Source organism: Enterobacter sp. MGH 38, from assembly GCF_000492855.1.
Lineage (GTDB): Bacteria > Pseudomonadota > Gammaproteobacteria > Enterobacterales > Enterobacteriaceae > Enterobacter > Enterobacter hormaechei_C.
In genome coordinates this window covers 1,954,782-1,977,478 of the sequence record NZ_KI535607.1, presented here as the reverse complement: position 1 = coordinate 1,977,478, position 22,697 = coordinate 1,954,782, and the positions used below count along the sequence as shown (strand labels likewise).

Below are 22,697 nucleotides of genomic sequence, written 5' to 3'. Positions count from 1 at the left end.
TCTTTTACCTCTTACGCCAGACGCGGGTTAACTTTATCTGCATCGATGTTGAATTTAGTAATTGCGTCTGCAACCACTTTCTTATCGATTTCGCCACGTTTAGCCAGTTCGCCCAGTGCTGCTACAACCACGTAGGAAGCATCAACTTCGAAGTGGTGACGCAGGTTTTCGCGGCTGTCAGAACGACCGAAGCCGTCAGTACCCAGTACGCGATAATCATCAGCTGGAACGTAAGTACGAACCTGCTCAGCGAACAGTTTCATATAGTCAGTAGACGCCACCGCTGGCGCGTCGTTCATCACCTGAGCGATGTACGGAACGCGTGGGGTTTCCATTGGGTGCAGCATGTTCCAGCGCTCACAATCCTGGCCATCACGCGCCAGTTCAGTGAAGGAGGTAACAGAGTACACATCGGAACCCACACCGTAGTCTTTCGCCAGGATCTGCGCTGCTTCACGAACGTGACGCAGGATAGAACCGGAGCCCAGCAGCTGAACTTTACCTTTGCTACCTTCGATGGTTTCGAGTTTGTAGATACCTTTACGGATACCTTCCTCGGCGCCTGCTGGCATTGCCGGCATGTGGTAGTTTTCGTTCAGGGTGGTGATGTAGTAGTAAATATTCTCTTGCGCTTCACCGTACATGCGCTGCAAGCCGTCATGCATGATGACTGCCACTTCGTACGCGTAAGACGGATCGTAAGAGATACAGTTAGGGATAGTCAGTGACTGAATGTGGCTGTGACCATCTTCGTGCTGTAGACCTTCACCGTTCAGGGTCGTACGACCAGAAGTACCCCCGATCAGGAAGCCGCGAGCCTGCTGGTCGCCTGCCTGCCAGCACAGGTCACCGATACGCTGGAACCCGAACATGGAGTAGTAGATGTAGAACGGGATCATCGGCAGGTTGTTGGTGCTGTAAGAGGTCGCAGCAGCCAGCCAGGATGCGCCTGCACCCAGTTCGTTGATACCTTCCTGAAGGATCTGGCCTTTCTCGTCTTCTTTGTAGTATGCAACCTGCTCACGGTCCTGCGGGGTGTACTGCTGGCCGTTCGGACTGTAGATACCGATCTGACGGAACAGACCTTCCATACCGAAAGTACGCGCTTCGTCGGCGATGATTGGAACCAGACGATCTTTGATCGACTTGTTCTTCAGCATCACGTTCAGGGCACGAACGAAAGCGATAGTGGTAGAGATCTCTTTGTTCTGCTCTTCCAGCAGCTGAGAGAAATCTTCCAGCGCTGGCAGTTCCAGCTTCTCGGTGAAGTTAGGCTGACGAGCAGGCAGGTAGCCTTTCAGCGCCTGACGACGTTCGTGCAGGTACTTGTGTTCTTCAGACCCTTCCGGGAAGGTGATGTAAGACAGTTTTTCTACCTGCTCATCGGTCACTGGAACGTTGAAACGGTCGCGGATATAACGCACGCCGTCCATGTTCATTTTCTTAACCTGGTGAGCAATGTTCTTACCTTCTGCGGTATCACCCATGCCGTAACCTTTGATGGTGTGGGCCAGGATCACAGTCGCTTTACCTTTGGTTTCACGCGCTTTTTTCAGTGCAGCGTAAACTTTCTTCGGATCGTGACCACCGCGGTTCAGCGCCCAGATCTGCTCGTCAGTCCAGTCTGCAACCAGGGCTGCGGTTTCAGGATATTTGCCGAAGAAGTGCTCACGAACGTAGGCACCGTCTTTGGATTTGAAGGTCTGGTAGTCGCCGTCAACGGTTTCGTTCATCAGCTGGATCAGTTTACCGCTGGTGTCTTTACGCAGCAGTTCATCCCAACGACCGCCCCACATCACTTTGATCACGTTCCAGCCAGCACCTGCGAAGATGCCTTCCAGTTCGTTGATGATCTTGCCGTTACCGGTTACCGGACCATCCAGACGTTGCAGGTTACAGTTGATGATGAAGCACAGGTTGTCCAGTTTCTCACGGGTCGCGATGGTGATCGCGCCTTTAGATTCTGGCTCATCCATTTCACCGTCGCCCAGGAAGGCGTAAACGGTCTGCTCAGAGGTGTCTTTCAGACCACGGTGTTCCAGGTACTTCAGGAATTTAGCCTGATAGATCGCACCGATTGGACCCAGACCCATAGATACGGTCGGGAACTGCCAGAACTCAGGCATCAGTTTAGGGTGCGGGTAAGAAGACAGACCCTTACCGTGAACTTCCTGACGGAAGTTGTTCATCTGCTCTTCAGTCAGACGACCTTCCAGGAAGGCACGTGCATAGATGCCCGGAGAGATGTGGCCCTGGAAGTACACCAGATCGCCGCCGTCTTTCTCGTTAGCTGCACGGAAGAAGTGGTTGAAGCACACTTCGTAAATGGTCGCAGAAGACTGGAAGGACGCCATGTGGCCACCCAGTTCCAGGTCTTTCTTGGATGCGCGCAGAACGGTCATGATGGCGTTCCAGCGGATAGCAGAACGGATACGGCGTTCCAGATCCAGATTGCCCGGGTATTCCGGTTCGTCTTCGACGGCAATCGTGTTTACGTAGTTGCTAGCCCCTGCACCTGAAGCCACTTTCACGCCGCCTTTGCGTGCTTCAGAAAGCAGCTGATCAATCAGATACTGAGCGCGCTCAACACCTTCTTCACGGATGACCGATTCGATCGCCTGTAGCCAGTCGCGAGTTTCGATCGGATCCACGTCATTTTGGAGACGTTCTGACATGGGGGTATTCCTTATCTATCTAATACGTTGATTTGTCTGGAACCTGTCCCATTGTATTTTCGCCAGAAAACACAATAAGACAGGTTCTGCGTTTAGTTGCCGCGCTCTAAAAGTACCTGGCGCTTAATCCTTTCGTTGCTGTATGCGGCGTAATGAACGTTCGCGACGCGATTGTTCACGGCTGCGGTCCAGCAAGATTTCCTCAATGAAAGCCAGATGGCGGTGCGACGCTTCGCGCGCCTGCTCCGGTTCCCCGGCCATTATCGCCTCGAATACTCGGGTGCGATGGTTGCTTACCAGCGGGAGCATCTCCCGACGGGCATACAACAATTCAAAATTCTGACGAACGTTCTGGGCCAGCATCGGCTCCATGCAGCGTAGCAGATGGAGGAGCACCACGTTGTGCGCCGCTTCGGTGACGGCAATTTGATACTGGACGACGGCGCTGGACTCGGCGTCTAAATCGCCGGACTGCTGTGCCCGTTCAATGGCCTGATGCAGCTCGCGAATACGTACGCGGTCTTCATCAGTGCTGCGAAGGGCGGCGTAATAGGCCGCGATACCTTCCAGCGCGTGACGGGTCTCAAGCAGATCAAACTGGGATTCTGGGTGGTCAGAGAGAAGTTCTACCAGCGGGTCGCTGAAGCTCTGCCACAGGCTGTTTTGCACAAAGGTTCCGCCACCCTGGCGACGGAGCAACAGGCCCTTTGCTTCGAGACGTTGAATCGCCTCACGCAGAGAGGGACGTGAAACGTCGAACTGTTTTGCCAGCTCGCGTTCTGGCGGGAGCTTCTCGCCCGGGCGCAGTGTCCCTTCGAGAATTAAAAACTCCAGCTGCTGCTCAATCACATCGGAAAGTTTTGGTTGGCGAATTTTGCTGTAGGCCATATTCCCTGTCTTACGCCTTTTTGCCCGGAGTCAATTGGTCTTACCAATTTCATGTTCGTATCGCTAAAGTAACAAAGTATTCACCTTCTGTCCATATTGGTTTTGATTGAAATCAGTAAACCCGGCACATTTTAACAACCTTACAGAACTAACGTTTCAGGAATGTAACTTTGCACAAATGAAATGGTTACTACCAAAGAGGCAGTTTTAACCATAATGAAACGAGGGTTTTTGCAATCTGAAGCGATTCAACAAGGCAAAAAAAGAAAATTCGCCCTCTTCTAACGCATTTCTATTCTATAGGTTGGGGTATGAGGGGTTAACGTACCGATTTACAATTGGTTTCTTTTTATTCAAGTCGTCATCGCCCCTTCATAAAGCAGGTGCATTCGCTGGCGCTTACCACTATTCTGGCGCTAACGGAAGCCATCTCCGCTTTTTTCGGTATCGTTAACCGTAAAGAAATAAATACAGAATATGGACTTTCATAATTACACACGCACAGCGTGAACATAACAACCACACACGAGGTTTCAAATGGAAGCTCAACAGCATGGCGATCAGCTAAAGCGCGGCCTTAAAAACCGCCATATACAGCTCATCGCCCTGGGCGGTGCTATTGGTACTGGCCTGTTTCTGGGCAGTGCATCGGTTATCCAGTCGGCCGGTCCGGGCATTATTTTGGGGTACGCGATAGCGGGTTTCATTGCATTTCTGATTATGCGTCAGTTGGGGGAAATGGTTGTTGAGGAGCCGGTCGCAGGCTCATTCAGCCACTTCGCCTATAAATACTGGGGCAGCTTCGCAGGTTTCGCCTCGGGCTGGAACTACTGGGTTCTATACGTTCTGGTTGCCATGGCCGAGCTGACCGCCGTCGGGAAATACATTCAGTTCTGGTACCCGGAGATCCCTACCTGGGCGTCTGCGGCGGCCTTCTTCGTCCTGATTAACGCCATTAACCTCACCAACGTAAAAGTGTTCGGTGAGATGGAGTTCTGGTTTGCCATCATCAAAGTGATTGCCGTTGTAGCGATGATCATCTTCGGCGGCTGGCTGCTGTTCAGCGGCAACGGCGGCCCGCAGGCCACCGTGCGCAACCTTTGGGAGCAAGGCGGGTTCTTGCCTCACGGCATGACCGGCCTGGTGATGATGATGGCGATAATTATGTTCTCCTTCGGCGGTCTGGAGCTGGTGGGCATCACCGCCGCGGAAGCCGACAACCCGGAACAGAGCATCCCGAAAGCCACAAATCAGGTTATCTACCGCATCCTGATCTTCTATGTGGGCTCCCTGGCGGTGCTGCTCTCGCTGCTGCCATGGACGCGCGTCACGGCGGATACCAGCCCGTTTGTGCTCATCTTCCACGAGCTGGGCGATACCTTCGTGGCGAACGCGCTCAACGTCGTGGTGCTGACCGCTGCGCTCTCCGTTTATAACAGCTGCGTTTACTGCAACAGCCGTATGCTGTTCGGCCTGGCGCAACAGGGCAACGCACCGAAAGCGCTGCTCACCGTTGATAAGCGTGGCGTACCGGTTAATACCATCATCGTGTCGGCGGTCGTGACGGCGCTGTGCGTGCTGATTAACTACCTGGCCCCGGAATCAGCCTTCGGTCTGCTGATGGCGCTGGTGGTTTCCGCCCTGGTGATTAACTGGGCAATGATTAGCCTCGCGCACATCAAGTTCCGCCGCGCCAAGCAGCAGCAGGGCGTAACCACGCGCTTCCCTGCCCTGCTCTATCCGCTGGGGAACTGGGTTTGCCTGCTGTTCATGGCAGCTGTACTGGTCATCATGCTCATCACCCCAGGCATGGCGATTTCCGTCTACCTGATCCCGGTCTGGATTGCGATCCTCGGCGTGGGTTATATGGTGAAACAGAAAAATGCCAAAACGGTGAAAGCGCACTAAATGTTTTCTCGCTGTACTCGCGGTTGCGGGTACAGCGTCTTGTTACCTTCCTCACAAATTCGCGCCAACAGCAAAATCCTCCATATCACCGCCTTTATATTGCAACGCATATATTCGTTTGCCAGCGAATAATTCTCTCCATACCGAAACCCGGAGAGCTGTCGATGAATAACAACAAACTGTCAGTAAAAGAAAAGATCGGCTATGGCATGGGTGACGCCGGATGCAACATTATCTTTGGCGCCATCATGTTATTTGTTAACTATTTTTATACGGATATTTTTGGTCTGGCTCCTGCACTGGTTGGCGTTTTACTCCTGTCCGTGCGCGTCATTGATGCCGTAACGGACCCGATCATGGGCGCGATTGCTGACCGTACCCGCAGCAAATATGGCCGGTTTCGTCCATGGCTGCTGTGGATTGCCTTCCCCTATGCGCTGTTCAGCATTCTGATGTTCACCACGCCAGAGTGGAGCTATAACAGCAAAGTTATCTATGCCTTTGTCACCTACTTCCTGCTGTCGCTGACCTATACCGCCATCAATATTCCGTACTGCTCGCTCGGCGGCGTGATCACCAACGACCCGAAAGAGCGCGTTGCCTGCCAGTCCTACCGTTTTGTTATGGTTGGTATCGCCACGCTGCTGCTGTCGCTAACGCTCCTGCCAATGGCCGACTGGTTCGGTGGGGATAACAAAGCCAAAGGCTACCAGATGGCGATGACCGTGCTGGCGCTGATTGGTACCTGCATGTTCCTGTTCTGCTTCGCCACGGTGCGCGAGCGTGTGCGTCCGGCGGTGCAAACCCATGACGAACTGAAAAACGACCTGAAAGACGTGTGGAAGAACGACCAGTGGGTGCGGATCCTGCTGTTAACCCTGTGCAACGTCTGCCCTGGCTTTATCCGCATGGCGGCCACCATGTATTACGTCACCTGGGTCATGGGGCAAAGCACCCATTTCGCCACGCTGTTTATCAGCCTGGGCGTTGTCGGCATGATGTTCGGCAGTATGCTGGCGAAAGTGCTGACCGACCGCTGGTGCAAGCTGAAGGTCTTCTTCTGGACCAACATCGCGCTGGCGATTTTCTCCTGCGCCTTCTACTTCTTCGACCCGAAAGCGACGACAACCATTGTTGTGCTTTACGTCCTGCTGAACATCCTGCACCAGATCCCATCCCCGCTGCACTGGTCCCTGATGGCCGACGTGGACGACTACGGTGAATGGAAAACCGGGAAACGTATCACCGGGATCAGCTTCTCCGGCAACATCTTCTTCCTGAAACTGGGTCTGGCGATTGCCGGGGCAATGGTCGGTTTCCTGCTCTCCTGGTACGGCTACGATGCGGGCGCAAAAGCGCAGAGCGCGGATGCCATCAACGGGATCGTGCTGCTCTTTACCGTCATTCCTGGCATTGGATACTTAATTACCGCGGGCGTAGTACGTCTGCTGAAAGTGGACCGTGAGACCATGAAGCAGATCCAGTCCGATCTGGAAAAGCGTCGCACCAACTATCGCGAGCTGAACGATTATCAGGAACTCAAAGCCGCTGAGACTAAATAAGGAAAGCCGAATGCAAACCTGGCCAAACCCGTTTATTGAACAACGCGCCGACCCGTATATCCTGCGTCACGATGGGCAATATTACTTTATCGCCTCCGTACCGGAGTACGATCGGCTGGCGATCCGCCGCGCGGACTCGCTGGAAGGTTTACGCAATGCCGAAGAGGTGGTTGTCTGGCGCAAGCCCGACACCGGCCCGATGAGCCAGCTGATCTGGGCACCGGAACTGCATCATATCGACGGCAGGTGGTACATCTATTTTGCCGCCACGCATACCCAGGCGCTCGATCAGCTCGGGATGTTCCAGCATCGCATGTTTGCCATTGAATGCGCAGATCGCGATCCGCTCACCGGTACGTGGGTAGAAAAAGGGCAAATCAAAACCCCGTTTGACACCTTCGCGCTGGATGCCACCACCTTTGTTCATCAGGGTAAACGCTGGTATCTGTGGGCGCAAAAAGCCCCGGATATTTCCGGTAACTCGAATCTTTACCTGTGTGAAATGGAAAATCCGTGGACGCTGAAAGGCGAGCCGGTGATGCTCAGTAAACCGGAATATGACTGGGAGTGCCGCGGGTTCTGGGTCAATGAAGGCCCGGCGGTGCTGTTCCATGGCGATAAGCTGTTTATCAGCTATTCCGCCAGCGCCACCGACGAGAACTACTGCATGGGATTACTGTGGGCAGACCTGAATGCCGATCCGCAAAACCCGGCTAACTGGCATAAATCCCCGCGCCCGGTGTTCGTCACCAGCTACGAAAACCGTCAGTATGGGCCAGGCCATAACAGCTTTACGCAGACGCCGGAGGGCGAAGATGTGCTGGTCTACCACGCGCGAAACTACACTGAAATTGAAGGCGATCCGCTTTACGATCCCAATCGCCATACTCGCCTGAAACTCATCCGCTGGAACGAAAACGGGATGCCTGAATTCGGCATCCCGCCCGCAGATACACCGTAACGGCTTCGGCGCGCTGGCTTAAACCAGCGTGCCGTAAATCGTCAGCAGCGCCACAATCACCACCACCACAAACGACGTTTTCTTCGCCATCGAGACGGCAGCCTTTGGCGTTGCGACTTTGTCCGTGTGCGGCTCACGCGCCAGCGAGAACTGTGCCAGTCGGGTTAAAACCTGATACTGCGAGGTATGGCGGTCTGCAAGGGAGACAAACCACGCGGGCAGCGCCTTTTCACCGTGACCGATGAGGGCATAGACCACGCCTACCAGACGCACCGGAAGCCAGTCGAGCACGTGCAGGATGGCATCAATGCCGGACTGTAGACGTTCATGCGGCGTAAGATAGCGGGCAAGCCAGGTCTGCCAGGCGCGCAGGAACGCGTAACCCATCAGCAGTACCGGCCCCCAGGGTCCGCCCACCACGAACCAGAACAGCGGCGCCAGGTAGTAACGGAAGTTAATCCACAGCAGCGCGTTTTGCAGCTCCCGCAGAAACTCGCGTTCATCGCAGTCCGGCGGTACGCCGTGGATCATCGTCAACTCGCTCGCCATCGCGCCGCGCGCGTGGGCATCATCCCGGGAAGCGGCTTTCAGATACGCGTGATAGTGCAAACGCACCTTGCCCGCGCCAATACACAACACGCCGAGCAGGATCCACATCACCAGCAGCGGCACGTTGAAAAAGAGGCCGTAAAGCGAGCGTAGCAACAGGAACGTAATCACCATCACGCCTGCCGTCATCAGCAGCGTGCGCAGCATGGAAAAATGTCTGATGCGGCGGAATAACACCTCCAGCCGATGATCCAGATGCCAGTGCTCGCCGAGCTTAAACAGGCGTTCAGCGATCATAACCAGCAGCATGGTAAACAACGTCATGTTATCTCCTTATCTGACGACGTGGTAAGCATGGCGTGAAACCGGGACCAGTCAAAAGCCGGGCCGGGGTCGGTTTTTCTTTCGGGGGCGATGTCGCTGTGCCCTGTAATATTGTCTGCAATGGCGGGATAGCGCCCGATTAACGTTTGCGTTACAGCAACCAGTTTCTCATATTGCGCATCGGTGTAAGGCGTGGTGTCCGTTCCTTCCAGTTCAATTCCAATGGAGAAATCATTGCACCGCTCGCGCCCCTGATACTTCGACACGCCGGCATGCCAGGCACGCTTATCAAAAGGAACATACTGAACCACTTCGCCATCACGACGGATCAGACAGTGCGCCGATACGCGCAGATGCGCAATCTCAGCAAAGAAGGGGTGGGCATCGGGATCTATCGTTCCAGTGAATAACGCATCGATCCACGGACCGCCAAACTCACCCGGCGGGAGACTAATATTGTGAACCACCAGCAGTGTGGGCTTTTCATCCTCCGGGCGGCAGTCGTGGTGCGGCGACGGTACATGCCGCGCGTCCACCAGCCATCCGTTTTCTAACAACATGCTGGAACTCCTTATCTATGGTGCTGTTACTCGGTTCAGAGTAGCATGTTTCAATATTATGATTCGTTACCAATTTGGAGTTTTATCATGCCGCCTCGCCGCTATAACCCCGACCACCGACGTGACGCGCTTCTGGAACGTATTAATAGTGATATCCCGGCAAGCGTTGCCCATGCCCTGAGAGAAGACCTCGGCGGTGACGTCAGCGCCGATAACGATATTACCGCCCAATTGTTGCCAAAAGAGACACGCTCGCATGCGGTGGTTATCACCCGTGAAGCAGGGGTTTTCTGCGGCAAACGCTGGGTTGAGGAGGTCTTTACCCAGCTGGCGGGCGACGAGGTGCAGGTAACATGGCACGTGGAGGACGGCGATAGCGTCACGCCAAATCAGCCACTGTTCGAACTGGACGGCCCGTCCCGCGTCTTGCTGACTGGTGAACGCACCGCGCTCAATTTTGTGCAAACGCTCTCTGGCGTTGCCAGTGAAGTACGCCGCTACGTTGACCTGCTGGCAGGCACCCGCACGCAGCTGCTGGATACCCGTAAAACCCTGCCGGGCCTGCGCACCGCGCTGAAATACGCGGTACTCTGCGGTGGCGGCGCCAACCATCGTCTGGGGCTATCCGATGCCTTCCTGATCAAAGAGAACCACATTATTGCCTCTGGCTCGGTGCGTCAGGCCGTGGAAAAAGCCTTCTGGCTGCATCCGGATGTGCCCGTCGAAGTGGAAGTGGAAACGCTGGAGGAGCTGGACGAGGCCATTAAAGCGGGGGCTGACATCATCATGCTCGATAACTTCGACACGGAGCAGATGCGTGAAGCGGTCAAACGCACAAACGGCCAGGCGCAGCTTGAGGTGTCCGGCAACGTGACGTTCGACACCATCCGCGAATTTGCTGAAACCGGCGTCGATTACATCTCCGTAGGCGCCCTGACCAAGCACGTCCGCGCCCTCGACCTCTCGATGCGCTTCAAATAAATTATCCCCCCTCTCCGCCCGGAGAGGGGAAATACGAAACCGCTCGCAATTACGCTGTCCTTCTCTGCAACACTGAATCATTTCCCTGAAAGCCCCTTCACGTTCACGCTTTTGCCCCTCGTTTCTGCGCGCAGTCACTGCCACAGTAGCGCCACTTAACATAAGGAGCAGACATGAACAGACAACAAGGATTTACCCTGATTGAGCTAATGGTGGTCATTGGCATTATTGCCATCCTGAGCGCGATTGGCGTCCCGGCCTATCAGAACTACCTGCGAAAAGCGGCGCTCACCGATATGCTGCAAACGTTCATCCCCTACCGCACCGCCATTGAGCTTTGCGCCCTGGATCGTGGTGGTGTGGATCGCTGCGACGCAGGCACCAATGGCATCCCCTCCCCGACAACCACACGTTACGTTTCAGCGATGAGCGTGGCGAAGGGGATCGTATCGTTAACAGGGCAGGAAAGCCTTAACGGACTTGAAGTGCTCGTGACACCGATCTGGAGCGACGGTAACGGTATGACGGGCTGGACGCGTGACTGCAAAATTGCGTCCGACACGGCGCTCAGACAAGCCTGTGAAGATGTTTTCCGCTTCGACAACAACTGACAGGAGTGGACAATGAATACCGAGCAGCTTATGACGCTCTGTCAGCGCCATCACGCACTGCTACTCGCAAGCGACACCGAGATGATCAGCATTGCGGTGGTGGGTAATCCTGCCTCTGAGCTGATGGAAGCGTTACGCTTCGCCACGCAGAAACGTATTGATATTGAGTGCTGGACGGCTGAACGGATGGAAAAAAGGCTTCAGTCCCTCTCATCATCACACCTGCCGGGCATCGCGCCAAACTCAGCCGCTGACGTGCTCAGTACAACCTTGCAGCAGGCAGTAAACCAGCGGGCTTCTGACATCCATATTGAACCGACGGAGCACGGTTACCAGATCCGTTTGCGAATCGACGGTGTTCTCTACCCGCAACCGCCGATCTCTGCCGCCCTCGGGACGACGCTTGCCGCACGCCTGAAGGTGCTGGGTCAACTGGATATTGCGGAGCGCCGCCTGCCGCAGGACGGTCAGTTTACGGTGGAGCTGGCAAGCGTCCCCGTCTCTTTTCGTATCGCAACCCTTCCCTGTAGCGGTGGAGAAAAAATCGTGCTTCGTCTGCTTCACCAGGTACATCAGGCTCTGGAGCTTGAACAGCTGGGGATGAGCGCAGACCAGCAGGCCCGTTTTGCCGGGGCGCTTAACAGCCCTCAGGGGTTGATTCTGGTCACCGGCCCGACCGGTAGCGGGAAAACGGTGACGCTGTACAGCGCGTTACAGGCGCGAAATACCCCTGACGTTAATATTTGCAGCGTGGAAGATCCCGTTGAAATCCCGCTTGCAGGCTTAAACCAGACGCAGATTAATCCGCGTGCGGGGCTGACCTTCCAGAGCGTGCTGCGCGCCCTGCTCAGGCAGGATCCTGACATCATTATGGTAGGTGAAATTCGTGACGGCGAAACGGCAGAAATTGCCATTAAGGCGGCACAAACCGGGCATCTGGTGCTGTCCACCCTCCATACTAATTCGACGACTGAAACGCTGGTACGGCTGCAACAGATGGGTGTCGCGCGCTGGATGATCTCTTCAGCGCTCTCGATGGTGATTGCCCAGCGGCTGGTGCGCCGTTTATGCCCGTACTGCCGACAGGAAGCCAGCCGCCACACCGAATTACCCCGCACGCTGTGGCCCCGGCCGCTTCCTCGCTGGCAACCCACCGGCTGCGATCGCTGCTACCACGGTTTTTATGGTCGCGTAGCCATTTTTGAAGTGCTCGTCATCGACGACACGCTGCGGCAGGCCATCGCCAGCGGAGCAAGCACGGAGGTGATTGGGTCCAGCGCTCGTCAGGCGGGAATGACCTCTTTGTTTGAGCATGGCTGCATGGCCGTAGAGCAAGGGCTGACTACGCTCGAAGAGTTGTTGCGCGTCCTGGGAATGCCAGATGGCTGCTAATTCGCTCTGGCGCTGGCGTGCCCTGACCACCGAGGGGGAGGTGCAAACCGGCACCCTCTGGGCCATCGACCGTAACGCAGCTTACACGGCTCTGGTGCTTAAACAGCTGCACCCGCTGGCGCTAAAACGCTGCCAGCAGCACCACCGATGGCAAGTGCAGCACTGCTACGATATTTTTCGCCAGCTCGCCACGCTGCTACAGGCCGGACTCACGCTGTCCCAAAGCCTGCACATGCTGGCGGAACAGCATCCTTTGCAGCACTGGCAGGCGCTGCTGCACAGTCTTGCTGATGACCTGAGCGAAGGTTTCGCTCTGTCAGAGGCCATGAAGAAATGGCCAGAGGTGTTTAGCCCCCTTTATGTCTCGATGGTGAAGACGGGTGAACTGACGGGTAAGCTCGAAGCCTGCTGCCGTCAGCTTGCGCAGCAACAAAAATCCCAGCAGCAGCTCAGTGCAAAGGTGAAGAAAGCGCTGCGCTATCCGCTGATCATCCTGACGCTGGCCGTTTTCGTGGTGCTGGCGATGGTCACGCTGGTTTTGCCTGAGTTTGCTGCAATCTACAAAACGTTCAACACCCCGCTCCCTTTGCTCACGCAGGCAGTCATGGGGCTGGCGGCCTTGGTTCAGGCGCATATCCTCACCCTTTTGGCCCTGCTCGTGGCAATGGTTGTCATCGCCTGTAAGCTGCGGCGGCATCCGCGCTGGCAGTACGTCCTGTTACATGTACCGGTGATGGGCACGCTGATGCGTGGGCAAAAACTGGGGCAAATTTTTACCGTGCTGTCATTAACCCAGCAGGCCGGAATTGCCTTTTTACAAGGACTGGAGAGTGTGGAGGAGACCGTTGAGTGTGGCTACTGGCAGGAGAAACTCCGTGAGATACGCAGCGATATCGAACAGGGGATGCCCGTGTGGTGCTCCTTCCAGAAGGCCTCTGTTTTTACGCCACTGTGTATTCAGCTCATTCGCACCGGAGAAGTGTCGGGTTCACTGGATGTCATGCTGATGAATCTGGCCCGCCATCATACGGAACAGACATTTCAGCAGGCAGACAATCTGGCGGCGCTTCTTGAGCCTTTGCTACTGGTCGTGACAGGTCTGATTATTGGCACGCTGGTGGTGGCAATGTATCTGCCGATTTTCCATCTGGGGGATGCAATGAGCGCGGGGTAACGCTGGCGCACGGACGCGCGCCAGCCGTAGCCGTCAGAGGCTATTGAAAACGCGGTTTTCCTGCTCCTGAACGCGGATAAACGTCGTGCGTTTAGTCAGCTCTTTCAGGCGGGAAGCCCCAACGTAGGTGCAGGCAGAACGCAGTCCGCCGAGGATATCGCGCGCCGTGTTTTCGACCGGACCACGCAGTGGTAGCTTAACGGTTTTGCCTTCCGCCGCACGGTATTTCGCGACACCACCCACGTGACGGGTCATCGCGGATTCAGAGCTCATTCCGTAGAACAGCATGAATTTCTCGCCGTTCTCTTCCACCACGGTACCGCCGCTCTCTTCGTGGCCTGCCAGCATGCCGCCGAGCATCACGAAATCCGCGCCGCCGCCGAAGGCTTTCGCGACATCGCCTGGCATGGTGCAGCCACCGTCGCTGATGATCTGGCCGCCCAGACCGTGCGCAGCGTCAGCGCATTCAATTACCGCAGACAGCTGCGGATAACCCACACCGGTTTTCACGCGCGTGGTGCAAACGGAGCCCGGGCCAATGCCTACTTTCACAATGTCGGCTCCGGAGAGGATCAGCTCTTCACACATTTCACCGGTCACCACATTGCCCGCGATGATGGTTTTGGTTGGCCAGGCTTCACGCGCCTTGCTGACGAACTGGACGAAATGTTCGGAATAACCATTTGCCACGTCAATGCAGACAAAATTCAGCGCCGGATTGGCGTTCAGGATCTGTTTGGTTTTCTCGAAATCTGCATCAGACGTACCGGTCGAGACCATCACATGCTTCACCACGTCAGCCGAGGCGGAGGCGACAAACGCATCCCACTCTTCAGCGCTGTAGTGTTTGTGTACCGCAGTAAGGATGTCGAATTGCGCCAGTGCGGTCGCCATCTCGAAGGTCCCGACGGTGTCCATGTTGGCCGCGATAATCGGCACGCCAGACCACGTCTGACCGGAATGCTTAAAGGTGAATTGACGTTCGAGTTCAACGTCTGAGCGACTTTTCAGTGTAGAGCGTTTAGGGCGGATAAGAACGTCTTTGAAACCTAACTTCAGATCTTCTTCGATACGCATGTGCGGATTCCTGGGGTTAGAGGCAAATATATTAAAAGCACAACTCCAGTGACGCTATCATACGCACTAATACCTGCTCCGCAAGACTGCGAAATTCTCTTTTTTTACGCTACAATCCTATAAATTTACCTGGTAAAAAGCGGGTAAAGAGAGCTAAACATTGGCTGTTGTAAGTTTGAATTTTAAGCAACTGATTTTAAAACTGAATAATTCCCAGGATCTGATTTAATGGGGTATATCGTCGCATTAACCGGCGGCATCGGTAGTGGTAAAAGCACCGTTGCGCACGCGTTTGCTCGTCTCGGCATCACGATTATCGACGCCGATATCATTGCCCGTCATGTGGTAGAACCCAATACACCCGCCTTAAACGCCATCGAAGCGCATTTTGGTCGCCGTGTGATACAGGCTGACGGCACCCTGAATCGTCGGCAGCTGCGTGAGTGCATATTTTCCGATCCAGCGGAAAAAGCCTGGCTTAATGCCCTGCTCCACCCCATTATCCACCAGGAAACTCAGCGTCAAATTGCCGCAGCCCGTTCGCCCTATGTGTTGTGGGTCGTCCCGTTACTGGTGGAAAATCAGCTTCAGAATAAAGCAGACAGAACGCTGGTGATTGACGTTTCCCGCGAAACGCAAATCCAGAGAACCATGGCGCGTGACCATGTTTCACGCGAACATGCTGAACAAATTCTTGCCGCACAGGCCACGCGCGAAGCGCGCCTCGCCGTTGCGGATGATGTTATTGATAATAACGGCGCACCAGATGCCATTGCATCGGATGTTGCTCGTCTGCACGCGCAGTATCTGACCTTCGCCGCGCAGGCCGTTGCACAGGAAAAACCATAATGTCGACTCATATCCTTTTTGAGCACCCGCTTAACGAAAAAATGCGTACCTGGCTACGCATAGAATTTCTTATTCAACAGCTTTCACAACATCTGCCTGTCAACGATCACGCCACCGCGCTGCATTTTTTCCGCAACGTGGGCGATCTGCTGGATGTGATTGAACGCGGTGACGTCCGCACTGAGCTGTTGAAAGAGCTGGAGCGCCAGCAGCGTAAATTACAGGCCTGGGCCGAAGTACCGGGCGTGGATCAAAGTCGTATTGACGCTTTACGCCAGCAGCTGAAAAACAGCAGCACGACGCTGATGGCCGCGCCGCGCGTTGGCCAGTTTTTACGAGAGGATCGTCTGATTGCGCTGGTGCGCCAGCGCCTGAGCATACCGGGCGGTTGCTGTAGCTTTGACCTGCCAACGCTGCATATGTGGTTGCACATGCCGCAGGAACAGCGCGATCGCCAGGTGAACAGCTGGCTGGGCAGCCTGGAGCCGATGAATCAGACGTTATCCTTGATCCTCGATCTTGTGCGTAACTCTGCCCCGTTCCGCAAACAAACCAGTCTCAACGGTTTCTATCAGGATAACGGCGACGACGCCGATCTTCTGCGCCTGAATCTGTCTCTTAGCGAGCAGCTTTACCCGCAAATTTCCGGACATAAAAGCCGTTTCGCGATCCGCTTTATGCCGCTGGACAGTGAACATGGCACCGTGCCGGAACGCCTCGATTTTGAACTGGCCTGTTGTTAAGGAGTGCCGATGTCTGACGTAACCACCGTAAACTGCCCAACCTGTGGGAAAACTGTCGTCTGGGGAGAAGTGAGTCCATTTCGCCCATTCTGCTGCAAGCGCTGTCAGCTTATAGACCTGGGCGAATGGGCGGCGGAAGAGAAACGCATTCCGAGCGAAGGCGATCTCTCGGATAGCGATGACTGGAGCGAAAACCAGCAGTAACGTTCAAAGCCTGCTGGCGCTTCGCTTAGCAGGCCTACGGTTGTGCAACCAGCCGGAGTATCACAGGCTCATTGGCGGGCGGGAATTTTTCCGCATCGCTGGCCTGAAGCTCAATCCAGTTACCCGGCTGCCCCTCTTTACCCCACGGTTCACCTTCCCAGCTTTCCACCAGCCAGAACCACAGCGTGATGTGACGATCCGGAAACTGGTACTCCAGCTTATCGAACAGCGTTGCGCCATGCGGGGTGATCCCCACCTCTTCCTGAAGCTCACGCACCAGCGCCTGCTCCGGCGTTTCACCTGATTCGATTTTCCCGCCGGGGAATTCCCATTTGTTGGCCATGTGCGCATCGGCGGCACGTTGGGTAATGAAGATCTGGTTTTGCGGGTTGCGAATGATCCCGACAGCAATTTGCAGTGTTTTCATCATGTCACTTCCATAAAAAAGGCGCAGATATCTGCGCCTTTTCAGTTTGTTATGTTCTTAGCTCAGACGGCCGTGGCACGCCTTGTATTTTTTGCCGGAACCGCATGGGCACGGATCGTTACGACCAACTTTACGATCGCCCGTCTGCGCTGCGATTGCTGCTGCGGCTTCGCTCTCATCGGTCTGATGGCTCAACTGCTGCATCTGTGCCAGACGCTCAGCTTCTTCACGACGCTGCTGCTCCATCGCTTCCACTTCTTCCGGCATACGCACCTGAACTTTGCTCAGAGTGCTGATGACTTCATACTTCAGCGACTCCAGCATGGCGGCAAACATGGAGAAGGATTCACGCTTGTACTCCTGCTTCGGATCTTTCTGCGCATAACCTCGCAGGTGGATACCCTGACGCAGGTAGTCCATTGCCGCCAGGTGCTCTTTCCACAGGGAGTCCAGGGTCTGCAACATTACGCCTTTCTCGAAGTGACGCATCATCTCTGCGCCAACCACTTCTTCCTTACGCTTGTAGACGTCCAGCGCGGTTTCGTAGATACGCTCGCGCAGGGTCTCTTCGTGCAGCTCAGGCTCTTTGTCCAGCCACTCTTTGATTGGCAGTTCGAGATCGAAGTCGTTTTTCAGACGTTCCTGCAAGCCTTCGATATCCCACATTTCTTCCAGAGACTGCGGTGGAATATGAGCGTCGATAGTGGCTTTGAACACATCTTCGCGAATGCTGTTGATGGTTTCGCTCACGTCGGACACGTCCAGCAGTTCGTTACGCTGGGTGTAGATCGCACGACGCTGGTCGTTGGCAACGTCATCATATTCCAGCAGCTGCTTACGAATATCGAAGTTGCGGCTTTCCACTTTACGCTGGGCGTTGGCAATCGCTTTGGTAACCCACGGGTGCTCGATCGCTTCGCCAGGTTTCATGCCCAGTTTACGCATCATGCCGGACACACGGTCAGAGGCGAAAATACGCATCAGCGCATCTTCCATAGACAGATAGAAGCGGGAAGAACCGGCATCACCCTGACGACCCGCACGACCGCGCAGCTGGTTATCGATACGACGAGATTCGTGACGCTCGGTACCAATGATGTGCAGACCACCGGATGCCAGCACCGCGTCGTGACGCACTTGCCAGTCGGCTTTGATCTGCGCGATTTGCTCTGGGGTTGGGTTTTCCAGCTCCGCCACTTCGGCCTGCCAGCTACCGCCGAGCATAATATCGGTACCACGACCCGCCATGTTGGTGGCGATGGTTACGGCTGCCGGGTAACCCGCCTGCGCAACGATATCTGCTTCTTTAGCGTGGAACTTGGCGTTCAGAACGTTGTGTTTGATGCCTGCTTTAGTCAGCTCGTTAGACACCACTTCGGACTTCTCGATGGAGATGGTCCCCACCAGTACCGGCTGACCCTTCGCGGTACGTTCGCGAATATCTTCGATGATCGCCTGAATTTTTTCCGCTTCAGTCATGTATACCAGGTCCGGCATATCCTTACGGATCATCGGACGGTTGGTAGGTACTACCACGGTATCCAGCTTATAGATGGAGCTAAACTCAAACGCTTCGGTATCTGCGGTACCGGTCATCCCCGCCAGCTTCTCGTACAGACGGAAGTAGTTCTGGAAGGTGATGGATGCCAGCGTCTGGTTTTCGTTCTGAATATCCACGCCTTCTTTGGCTTCCACGGCCTGGTGCAGGCCATCGGACCAGCGACGTCCCTGCATGGTACGGCCGGTGTGTTCATCGACGATGATGACTTCCCCGTCTTTAACGATGTAGTCAACGTCGCGGGTGAACAGCGCGTGCGCGCGCAGTGCAGCCGTTACGTGGTGCATCAGCATGATGTTGCTCGGGGAGTACAGAGACTCGCCCTCTTCCATAATGCCTTCAGCAACCAGCAGCTCTTCGATTTTCACCAGGCCGCGTTCGGTCAGGTTGACCTGACGCGCTTTTTCATCCACGGAGAAGTGACCTTCACCCTGGAAGGTATCGGAGTCTTCTTTCTCCTGACGCAGCAGGTGAGGAATGATTTTGTCGACTTTACGGTACATCTCGGAGCTGTCTTCGGCAGGGCCGGAGATGATCAGCGGGGTACGCGCTTCATCGATCAGAATGGAGTCAACCTCATCCACCAGCGCATAGTGCAGTTTACGCTGGACGCGCTCTTCCGGGCTGAACGCCATGTTGTCACGCAGGTAGTCGAAGCCGTATTCGTTGTTGGTGCCGTAGGTGATGTCCGCATTGTAGGCTTCACGCTTGGCAGGTGCCGGCAGGCCGGACATGTTAATGCCCACGGTCATGCCGAGGAATTCGAACAGTGGACGGTTGTTTTCGGCGTCGCGCTGCGCCAGATAGTCGTTGACGGTAACAACGTGAACACCCTTACCCGTCAGCGCATTCAGGTAAGCCGGCAGCGTTGCAGTCAGGGTTTTACCTTCACCGGTACGCATTTCCGCGATGCAGCGCTCGTTGAGCACCATCCCGCCCAGCAGCTGCACGTCGAAGTGACGCATGCCGAACACGCGTTTACTGGCCTCACGTACTACGGCAAAGGCTTCCGGGATCAGGCTTTCTAAGGTTTCGCCTTTCTCCAGACGCGCACGGAACTCCGCGGTTTTTGCTTTCAGTTCATCATCAGAGAGCTTCTCCATCGCCGGTTCCATACCGTTGATGACGTTTACCGCTTTGCGCATGCGGCGCAGGGTACGATCGTTACGACTACCAAAAACTTTGGTTAACAATTTGATTAGCATAATAAATTCTCAAACGCCCCAGTCGGGCAGATAAATTAAGGTATTGAAAAAGGTTAATTTAGCTGAGGCGTTGAGGCCCGGCACGGATGCCGTGAACCTGGCTAATCCATGTCGAAACAGAGAAGGATGCAGGGGAAACAAAATCCGTTTTCGCCGTCTGATTCACGGTCACTGGCGGCTGGTTGTCCTGCGTCAGAAGCGCATTAAGCGTATCGAGCAGGGCAAGATGCTGAGCCTGGACCGGCAGCGTTTCTTCCGCAACAGGCATCGTCTGCGGCGCCATCGCGAACGACAGATGGCGGATAACCGTGCGAATCGCGTGCTGCTGCCAGTAATCAACGGAGAAATTGGGACGACGGCTGGCTTCAAGCCATGCGAGATTAGTGAAGTTAACCCGTGTGGTGAGATCGTGTTTAGTCGTCGTGGAACGTGCTGGCGTCGCCGCGTCTGCGCTGTTGCTGAGCACAGGCAAGCCGAGACTCGCCGCGACCATCCCCAATAAGAGATGCGGCCAGAAGTAACGTCTGCCAAATTGTCGCCAGCGCGTCAGTATTCCGCTCACTTGCTCCACCACGTTCGCCCGCCAGTGCAGGCTGAGTTTAGTTATTCTTTTTTAGCGCCCAGATATTACCACTAAAGCCAATACACGGCAGCAGGAATGACACCTTGCAGCAGGTAAAAACGGTCAATAATGCAGCGAACACACCGTTATTCGGCACCCGACACAGGCCAGGGGTGAAAGGGACAAATTAAAGAAGGGCAGAAATAAAAACGACTGGCTTCCCTGGTCGGAGAGAGTACCAGGTGAACCAGTCGCTTTTCTTACGAAACGGGTTTAACCGTTACGCCAGGACCATAGTCGGTGCTTTGAACGCCAGCGGCAGTTCAGCTTCGTCTTCGAAGGTCACATATTCCCAGGCTTCCTGTTTTGCCAGGACGGCCTGCAACAGTTTGTTGTTCAGTGCATGACCGGATTTAAACGCGGTAAAGGCACCAATGATGTTGTGACCACACATGAAGAGGTCGCCGATCGCGTCCAGCATTTTGTGACGAACAAATTCATCTTCAAAACGCAGGCCGTCTTCGTTCAGTACGCGATAATCGTCAACAACGATGGCACAATCGAAGCTGCCGCCCAGGCACAGGCCGCGGGATTGCAGATATTCGATATCACGCATAAAGCCGAAGGTACGTGCTCGGCTGATCTGGCGCATGAACGCATCCGCAGAGAAGTTCATCGCATAGCGCTGGGTGCTGGAGTCAATCGCCGGATGGTTAAAATCGATGGTGAAGTCCAACGAAAAACCATTGTACGGTTTGAATTCAGCCCATTTGTCGCCATCTTCGACGCGAACGGTCTCTTTAATGCGAACAAATTTCTTCGCGCAGTTCAGTTCTTCGATGCCGGCATCCAGCAACAAATAAACGAACGGAGCAGCACTCCCGTCCATGATCGGGATTTCTGGCGCATCGACTTCAACCATAATGTTGTCGATACCCAGACCCGCCAGGGCGGCGTTCAGGTGCTCTACGGTAGAAATCCGCACGTCATGCTCGTTCACCAGACAAGTACAGAGCATAGTATCACGCACAGATTTGGCATCGGCCGGAAAATCTACCGGTGGATTCAAGTCGGTGCGACGATAGATGACCCCGGTATTGGCCGGCGCAGGGCGTAACGTCAGTGTGACTTTCTTGCCGGTATGTAAACCGACACCCGTCGCCTGAACGATACGTTTAAGTGTCCTTTGTTTGATCATCGTATAATCTCGCCAAATTAACTATCCAACCGAGAGTGTATATCACTAACGGTGGGCCAGTTTAGCACAAAGAGCGCAAATCCCCAAATTCCAGCCAATTCTTAGTCAGCTTGCTTACGCAGGAACGCCGGGATATCCAGATAATCTGGCTCTTTTGCCGTTTGTGGAGTCGGGTCGTTCACCACTTTCGCAGCGGGTTTTTGCTCCTGAGTCAGAGGCGCCATACCGTGCTGCTGGTAACGATCCATAACCGGCTGCTGAGTCTGTTTGTTAGTCACCAGGGTGATCTCAGGACGCTTGTCCATACCGATACCGGTGGCCACAACGGTCACACGCAGTTCGTCGTTCATTTCCGGATCAAGGGAGGTACCGATAACGACGGTCGCGTTGTCAGAGGCGAATGCACGGATGGTGTTACCCACAGTTTCGAACTCATCCAGACGCAGGTCAAAGCCAGCGGTAATGTTGACCAGCACGCCGCGCGCGCCAGACAGATCGATATCTTCCAGCAGTGGAGAGGAGATCGCCATTTCAGCAGCTTCTTCCGCACGGTCTTCGCCGCTCGCCACGCCAGAGCCCATCATCGCGTAGCCCATCTCGGACATCACGGTACGAACGTCTGCAAAGTCGACGTTCATCAGGCCAGGACGGGTAATCAGTTCAGCAATACCCTGAACCGCGCCTTTCAGCACGTCGTTTGCCGCGCCAAAGGCGTCCAGCAGAGAGATACCGCGACCCAGCACTTTCAGCAGCTTGTCGTTCGGAATGGTAATCAGAGAGTCCACGTGCTTGGACAGCTCGGTGATACCCTGCTCCGCGAAAGCCATACGCTTCTTACCTTCAAAGTTGAAAGGCTTGGTCACGACAGCAACGGTCAGAATACCTAAATCTTTAGCGACTTCCGCCACAACGGGTGCTGCACCGGTACCTGTACCGCCGCCCATACCCGCTGCGATGAAGACCATGTCTGCACCGTCCAGTGCAGCGCGCAGCGCTTCACGATCTTCTTCAGCCGCGTTGCGGCCCACTTCCGGGTTAGCCCCTGCTCCCAGACCTTTGGTGATGCCACCACCGATCTGAATCGTCTGGCCAACAGCCGTTTTACGCAGCGCCTGCGCATCGGTGTTCACCGCGAAGAATTCAACACCTTCGATGCGCTCGCGCACCATGTGCTCTACGGCGTTACCGCCGCCGCCACCGACGCCGATGACTTTAATCACCGCGTCGTTGGTTAATTCCATAGGTTCAAACATAATCTCTCTCTCCGTTGTGCCTGTCGCCCGAGACCG

20 protein-coding genes are annotated in these 22,697 nt (G+C 55.0%); 10 read left to right on the top strand and 10 right to left on the bottom strand.

What is annotated here, in order from left to right:
* Positions 1-11: 11 nt before the first annotated feature.
* Together aceE and pdhR are read right to left on the bottom strand one after the other, a co-directional pair.
* The gene (aceE, locus tag L384_RS11655; protein ID WP_003856315.1) at positions 12-2,675 is read right to left on the bottom strand and encodes a pyruvate dehydrogenase (acetyl-transferring), homodimeric type; all 2,664 of its coding nucleotides are present in this window, start codon (positions 2,673-2,675) and stop codon (positions 12-14) included.
* A 123-nt stretch (positions 2,676-2,798) separates the two neighbouring features.
* Positions 2,799-3,563 carry a pyruvate dehydrogenase complex transcriptional repressor PdhR gene (pdhR, locus tag L384_RS11660; protein ID WP_006173806.1) on the bottom strand — a complete coding sequence of 255 codons (765 nt, stop codon included), beginning with the start codon at positions 3,561-3,563 and terminating at the stop codon, positions 2,799-2,801.
* A gap of 537 nt (positions 3,564-4,100) precedes the next feature.
* Here pdhR and aroP point away from each other — a divergent pair.
* The 3 genes from aroP to L384_RS11675 all read left to right on the top strand — a co-directional run bounded on the left by aroP (position 4,101) and on the right by L384_RS11675 (position 7,994).
* A complete protein-coding gene (aroP, locus tag L384_RS11665; protein ID WP_003856317.1) occupies positions 4,101-5,471 on the top strand; it encodes an aromatic amino acid transporter AroP in 1,371 nt (456 codons plus the stop codon).
* A 164-nt stretch (positions 5,472-5,635) separates the two neighbouring features.
* On the top strand, positions 5,636-7,033 hold the full coding sequence (locus L384_RS11670) for a glycoside-pentoside-hexuronide (GPH):cation symporter (RefSeq protein WP_003856318.1): 1,398 nt from the start codon (positions 5,636-5,638) through the stop codon (positions 7,031-7,033).
* 10 nt (positions 7,034-7,043) lie between these two features.
* Positions 7,044-7,994 carry a glycoside hydrolase family 43 protein gene (locus L384_RS11675; RefSeq protein WP_003856319.1) on the top strand — a complete coding sequence of 317 codons (951 nt, stop codon included), beginning with the start codon at positions 7,044-7,046 and terminating at the stop codon, positions 7,992-7,994.
* A gap of 18 nt (positions 7,995-8,012) precedes the next feature.
* On the opposite strand, the gene ampE is transcribed toward L384_RS11675, so the two are convergent.
* Positions 8,013-8,867: a beta-lactamase regulator AmpE gene (gene ampE / locus L384_RS11680; RefSeq protein ID WP_023324156.1), complete on the bottom strand. Its 855-nt coding sequence runs from the start codon at positions 8,865-8,867 to the stop codon at positions 8,013-8,015.
* Complete coding sequence (ampD, locus tag L384_RS11685; RefSeq protein ID WP_003856321.1) at positions 8,864-9,427, bottom strand: 1,6-anhydro-N-acetylmuramyl-L-alanine amidase AmpD; 564 nt, start codon at positions 9,425-9,427, stop codon at positions 8,864-8,866. Before ampD ends, ampE begins: the two co-directional genes overlap by 4 nt.
* A gap of 87 nt (positions 9,428-9,514) precedes the next feature.
* Between ampD and nadC the strand changes: the two genes are divergently transcribed.
* From nadC to hofC, 4 genes are all read left to right on the top strand, one after another.
* Complete coding sequence (gene nadC / locus L384_RS11690) at positions 9,515-10,408, top strand: carboxylating nicotinate-nucleotide diphosphorylase (protein WP_023324155.1); 894 nt, start codon at positions 9,515-9,517, stop codon at positions 10,406-10,408.
* A gap of 173 nt (positions 10,409-10,581) precedes the next feature.
* Positions 10,582-11,019 (top strand): prepilin peptidase-dependent pilin, encoded by a 438-nt coding sequence (gene ppdD, locus L384_RS11695; RefSeq protein WP_003856324.1) that lies wholly within the window; start codon positions 10,582-10,584, stop codon positions 11,017-11,019.
* A 12-nt stretch (positions 11,020-11,031) separates the two neighbouring features.
* Positions 11,032-12,411, top strand: coding sequence for a type II secretion system protein GspE (gspE, locus tag L384_RS11700; protein WP_023324154.1), 1,380 nt, complete (start codon positions 11,032-11,034; stop codon positions 12,409-12,411).
* Complete coding sequence (hofC, locus tag L384_RS11705) at positions 12,401-13,585, top strand: protein transport protein HofC (protein ID WP_023324153.1); 1,185 nt, start codon at positions 12,401-12,403, stop codon at positions 13,583-13,585. Before gspE ends, hofC begins: the two co-directional genes overlap by 11 nt.
* 33 nt (positions 13,586-13,618) lie before the next feature.
* Here hofC and L384_RS11710 read toward each other — a convergent pair whose 3' ends face one another.
* On the bottom strand, positions 13,619-14,662 hold the full coding sequence (locus L384_RS11710) for a GMP reductase (protein WP_017383777.1): 1,044 nt from the start codon (positions 14,660-14,662) through the stop codon (positions 13,619-13,621).
* A 228-nt stretch (positions 14,663-14,890) separates the two neighbouring features.
* Between L384_RS11710 and coaE the strand changes: the two genes are divergently transcribed.
* Genes coaE through yacG form a run of 3 tightly spaced genes read left to right on the top strand, consistent with a single transcriptional unit; the run spans position 14,891 to position 16,458 of the window.
* On the top strand, positions 14,891-15,511 hold the full coding sequence (coaE, locus tag L384_RS11715) for a dephospho-CoA kinase (protein WP_003856328.1): 621 nt from the start codon (positions 14,891-14,893) through the stop codon (positions 15,509-15,511).
* Positions 15,511-16,254 carry a cell division protein ZapD gene (gene zapD / locus L384_RS11720; protein WP_003856329.1) on the top strand — a complete coding sequence of 248 codons (744 nt, stop codon included), beginning with the start codon at positions 15,511-15,513 and terminating at the stop codon, positions 16,252-16,254. The genes coaE and zapD overlap by 1 nt, the downstream gene beginning before the upstream one ends.
* A gap of 9 nt (positions 16,255-16,263) precedes the next feature.
* Positions 16,264-16,458: a DNA gyrase inhibitor YacG gene (gene yacG / locus L384_RS11725; RefSeq protein WP_003856332.1), complete on the top strand. Its 195-nt coding sequence runs from the start codon at positions 16,264-16,266 to the stop codon at positions 16,456-16,458.
* 34 nt (positions 16,459-16,492) lie between these two features.
* Here the strand turns inward: yacG and mutT are convergent, their stop codons facing one another.
* The 5 genes from mutT to ftsZ all read right to left on the bottom strand — a co-directional run bounded on the left by mutT (position 16,493) and on the right by ftsZ (position 22,661).
* A complete protein-coding gene (mutT, locus tag L384_RS11730; protein ID WP_032610174.1) occupies positions 16,493-16,885 on the bottom strand; it encodes an 8-oxo-dGTP diphosphatase MutT in 393 nt (130 codons plus the stop codon).
* Between the two features lie 57 nt (positions 16,886-16,942).
* Positions 16,943-19,648 (bottom strand): preprotein translocase subunit SecA, encoded by a 2,706-nt coding sequence (gene secA / locus L384_RS11735; RefSeq protein ID WP_003856335.1) that lies wholly within the window; start codon positions 19,646-19,648, stop codon positions 16,943-16,945.
* A 58-nt stretch (positions 19,649-19,706) separates the two neighbouring features.
* A complete protein-coding gene (gene secM, locus L384_RS11740) occupies positions 19,707-20,210 on the bottom strand; it encodes a secA translation cis-regulator SecM (RefSeq protein WP_032628081.1) in 504 nt (167 codons plus the stop codon).
* A 280-nt stretch (positions 20,211-20,490) separates the two neighbouring features.
* Positions 20,491-21,408, bottom strand: coding sequence for a UDP-3-O-acyl-N-acetylglucosamine deacetylase (gene lpxC / locus L384_RS11745; RefSeq protein WP_003856337.1), 918 nt, complete (start codon positions 21,406-21,408; stop codon positions 20,491-20,493).
* Positions 21,409-21,509: 101 nt separating this feature from the next.
* Positions 21,510-22,661: a cell division protein FtsZ gene (gene ftsZ, locus L384_RS11750; RefSeq protein WP_003856338.1), complete on the bottom strand. Its 1,152-nt coding sequence runs from the start codon at positions 22,659-22,661 to the stop codon at positions 21,510-21,512.
* Positions 22,662-22,697: the final 36 nt, after the last annotated feature.

Bases quoted from the DNA above. Each gene is read 5' to 3' on its own strand.
- aceE (WP_003856315.1), bottom strand. From the start codon at position 2,675: ATGTCAGAACGTCTCCAAAATGACGTGGATCCGATCGAAACTCGCGAC.
- pdhR (WP_006173806.1), bottom strand. From the start codon at position 3,563: ATGGCCTACAGCAAAATTCGCCAACCAAAACTTTCCGATGTGATTGAG.
- aroP (WP_003856317.1), top strand. From the start codon at position 4,101: ATGGAAGCTCAACAGCATGGCGATCAGCTAAAGCGCGGCCTTAAAAAC.
- L384_RS11670 (WP_003856318.1), top strand. From the start codon at position 5,636: ATGAATAACAACAAACTGTCAGTAAAAGAAAAGATCGGCTATGGCATG.
- L384_RS11675 (WP_003856319.1), top strand. From the start codon at position 7,044: ATGCAAACCTGGCCAAACCCGTTTATTGAACAACGCGCCGACCCGTAT.
- ampE (WP_023324156.1), bottom strand. From the start codon at position 8,867: ATGACGTTGTTTACCATGCTGCTGGTTATGATCGCTGAACGCCTGTTT.
- ampD (WP_003856321.1), bottom strand. From the start codon at position 9,427: ATGTTGTTAGAAAACGGATGGCTGGTGGACGCGCGGCATGTACCGTCG.
- nadC (WP_023324155.1), top strand. From the start codon at position 9,515: ATGCCGCCTCGCCGCTATAACCCCGACCACCGACGTGACGCGCTTCTG.
- ppdD (WP_003856324.1), top strand. From the start codon at position 10,582: ATGAACAGACAACAAGGATTTACCCTGATTGAGCTAATGGTGGTCATT.
- gspE (WP_023324154.1), top strand. From the start codon at position 11,032: ATGAATACCGAGCAGCTTATGACGCTCTGTCAGCGCCATCACGCACTG.
- hofC (WP_023324153.1), top strand. From the start codon at position 12,401: ATGGCTGCTAATTCGCTCTGGCGCTGGCGTGCCCTGACCACCGAGGGG.
- L384_RS11710 (WP_017383777.1), bottom strand. From the start codon at position 14,662: ATGCGTATCGAAGAAGATCTGAAGTTAGGTTTCAAAGACGTTCTTATC.
- coaE (WP_003856328.1), top strand. From the start codon at position 14,891: ATGGGGTATATCGTCGCATTAACCGGCGGCATCGGTAGTGGTAAAAGC.
- zapD (WP_003856329.1), top strand. From the start codon at position 15,511: ATGTCGACTCATATCCTTTTTGAGCACCCGCTTAACGAAAAAATGCGT.
- yacG (WP_003856332.1), top strand. From the start codon at position 16,264: ATGTCTGACGTAACCACCGTAAACTGCCCAACCTGTGGGAAAACTGTC.
- mutT (WP_032610174.1), bottom strand. From the start codon at position 16,885: ATGAAAACACTGCAAATTGCTGTCGGGATCATTCGCAACCCGCAAAAC.
- secA (WP_003856335.1), bottom strand. From the start codon at position 19,648: ATGCTAATCAAATTGTTAACCAAAGTTTTTGGTAGTCGTAACGATCGT.
- lpxC (WP_003856337.1), bottom strand. From the start codon at position 21,408: ATGATCAAACAAAGGACACTTAAACGTATCGTTCAGGCGACGGGTGTC.
- ftsZ (WP_003856338.1), bottom strand. From the start codon at position 22,661: ATGTTTGAACCTATGGAATTAACCAACGACGCGGTGATTAAAGTCATC.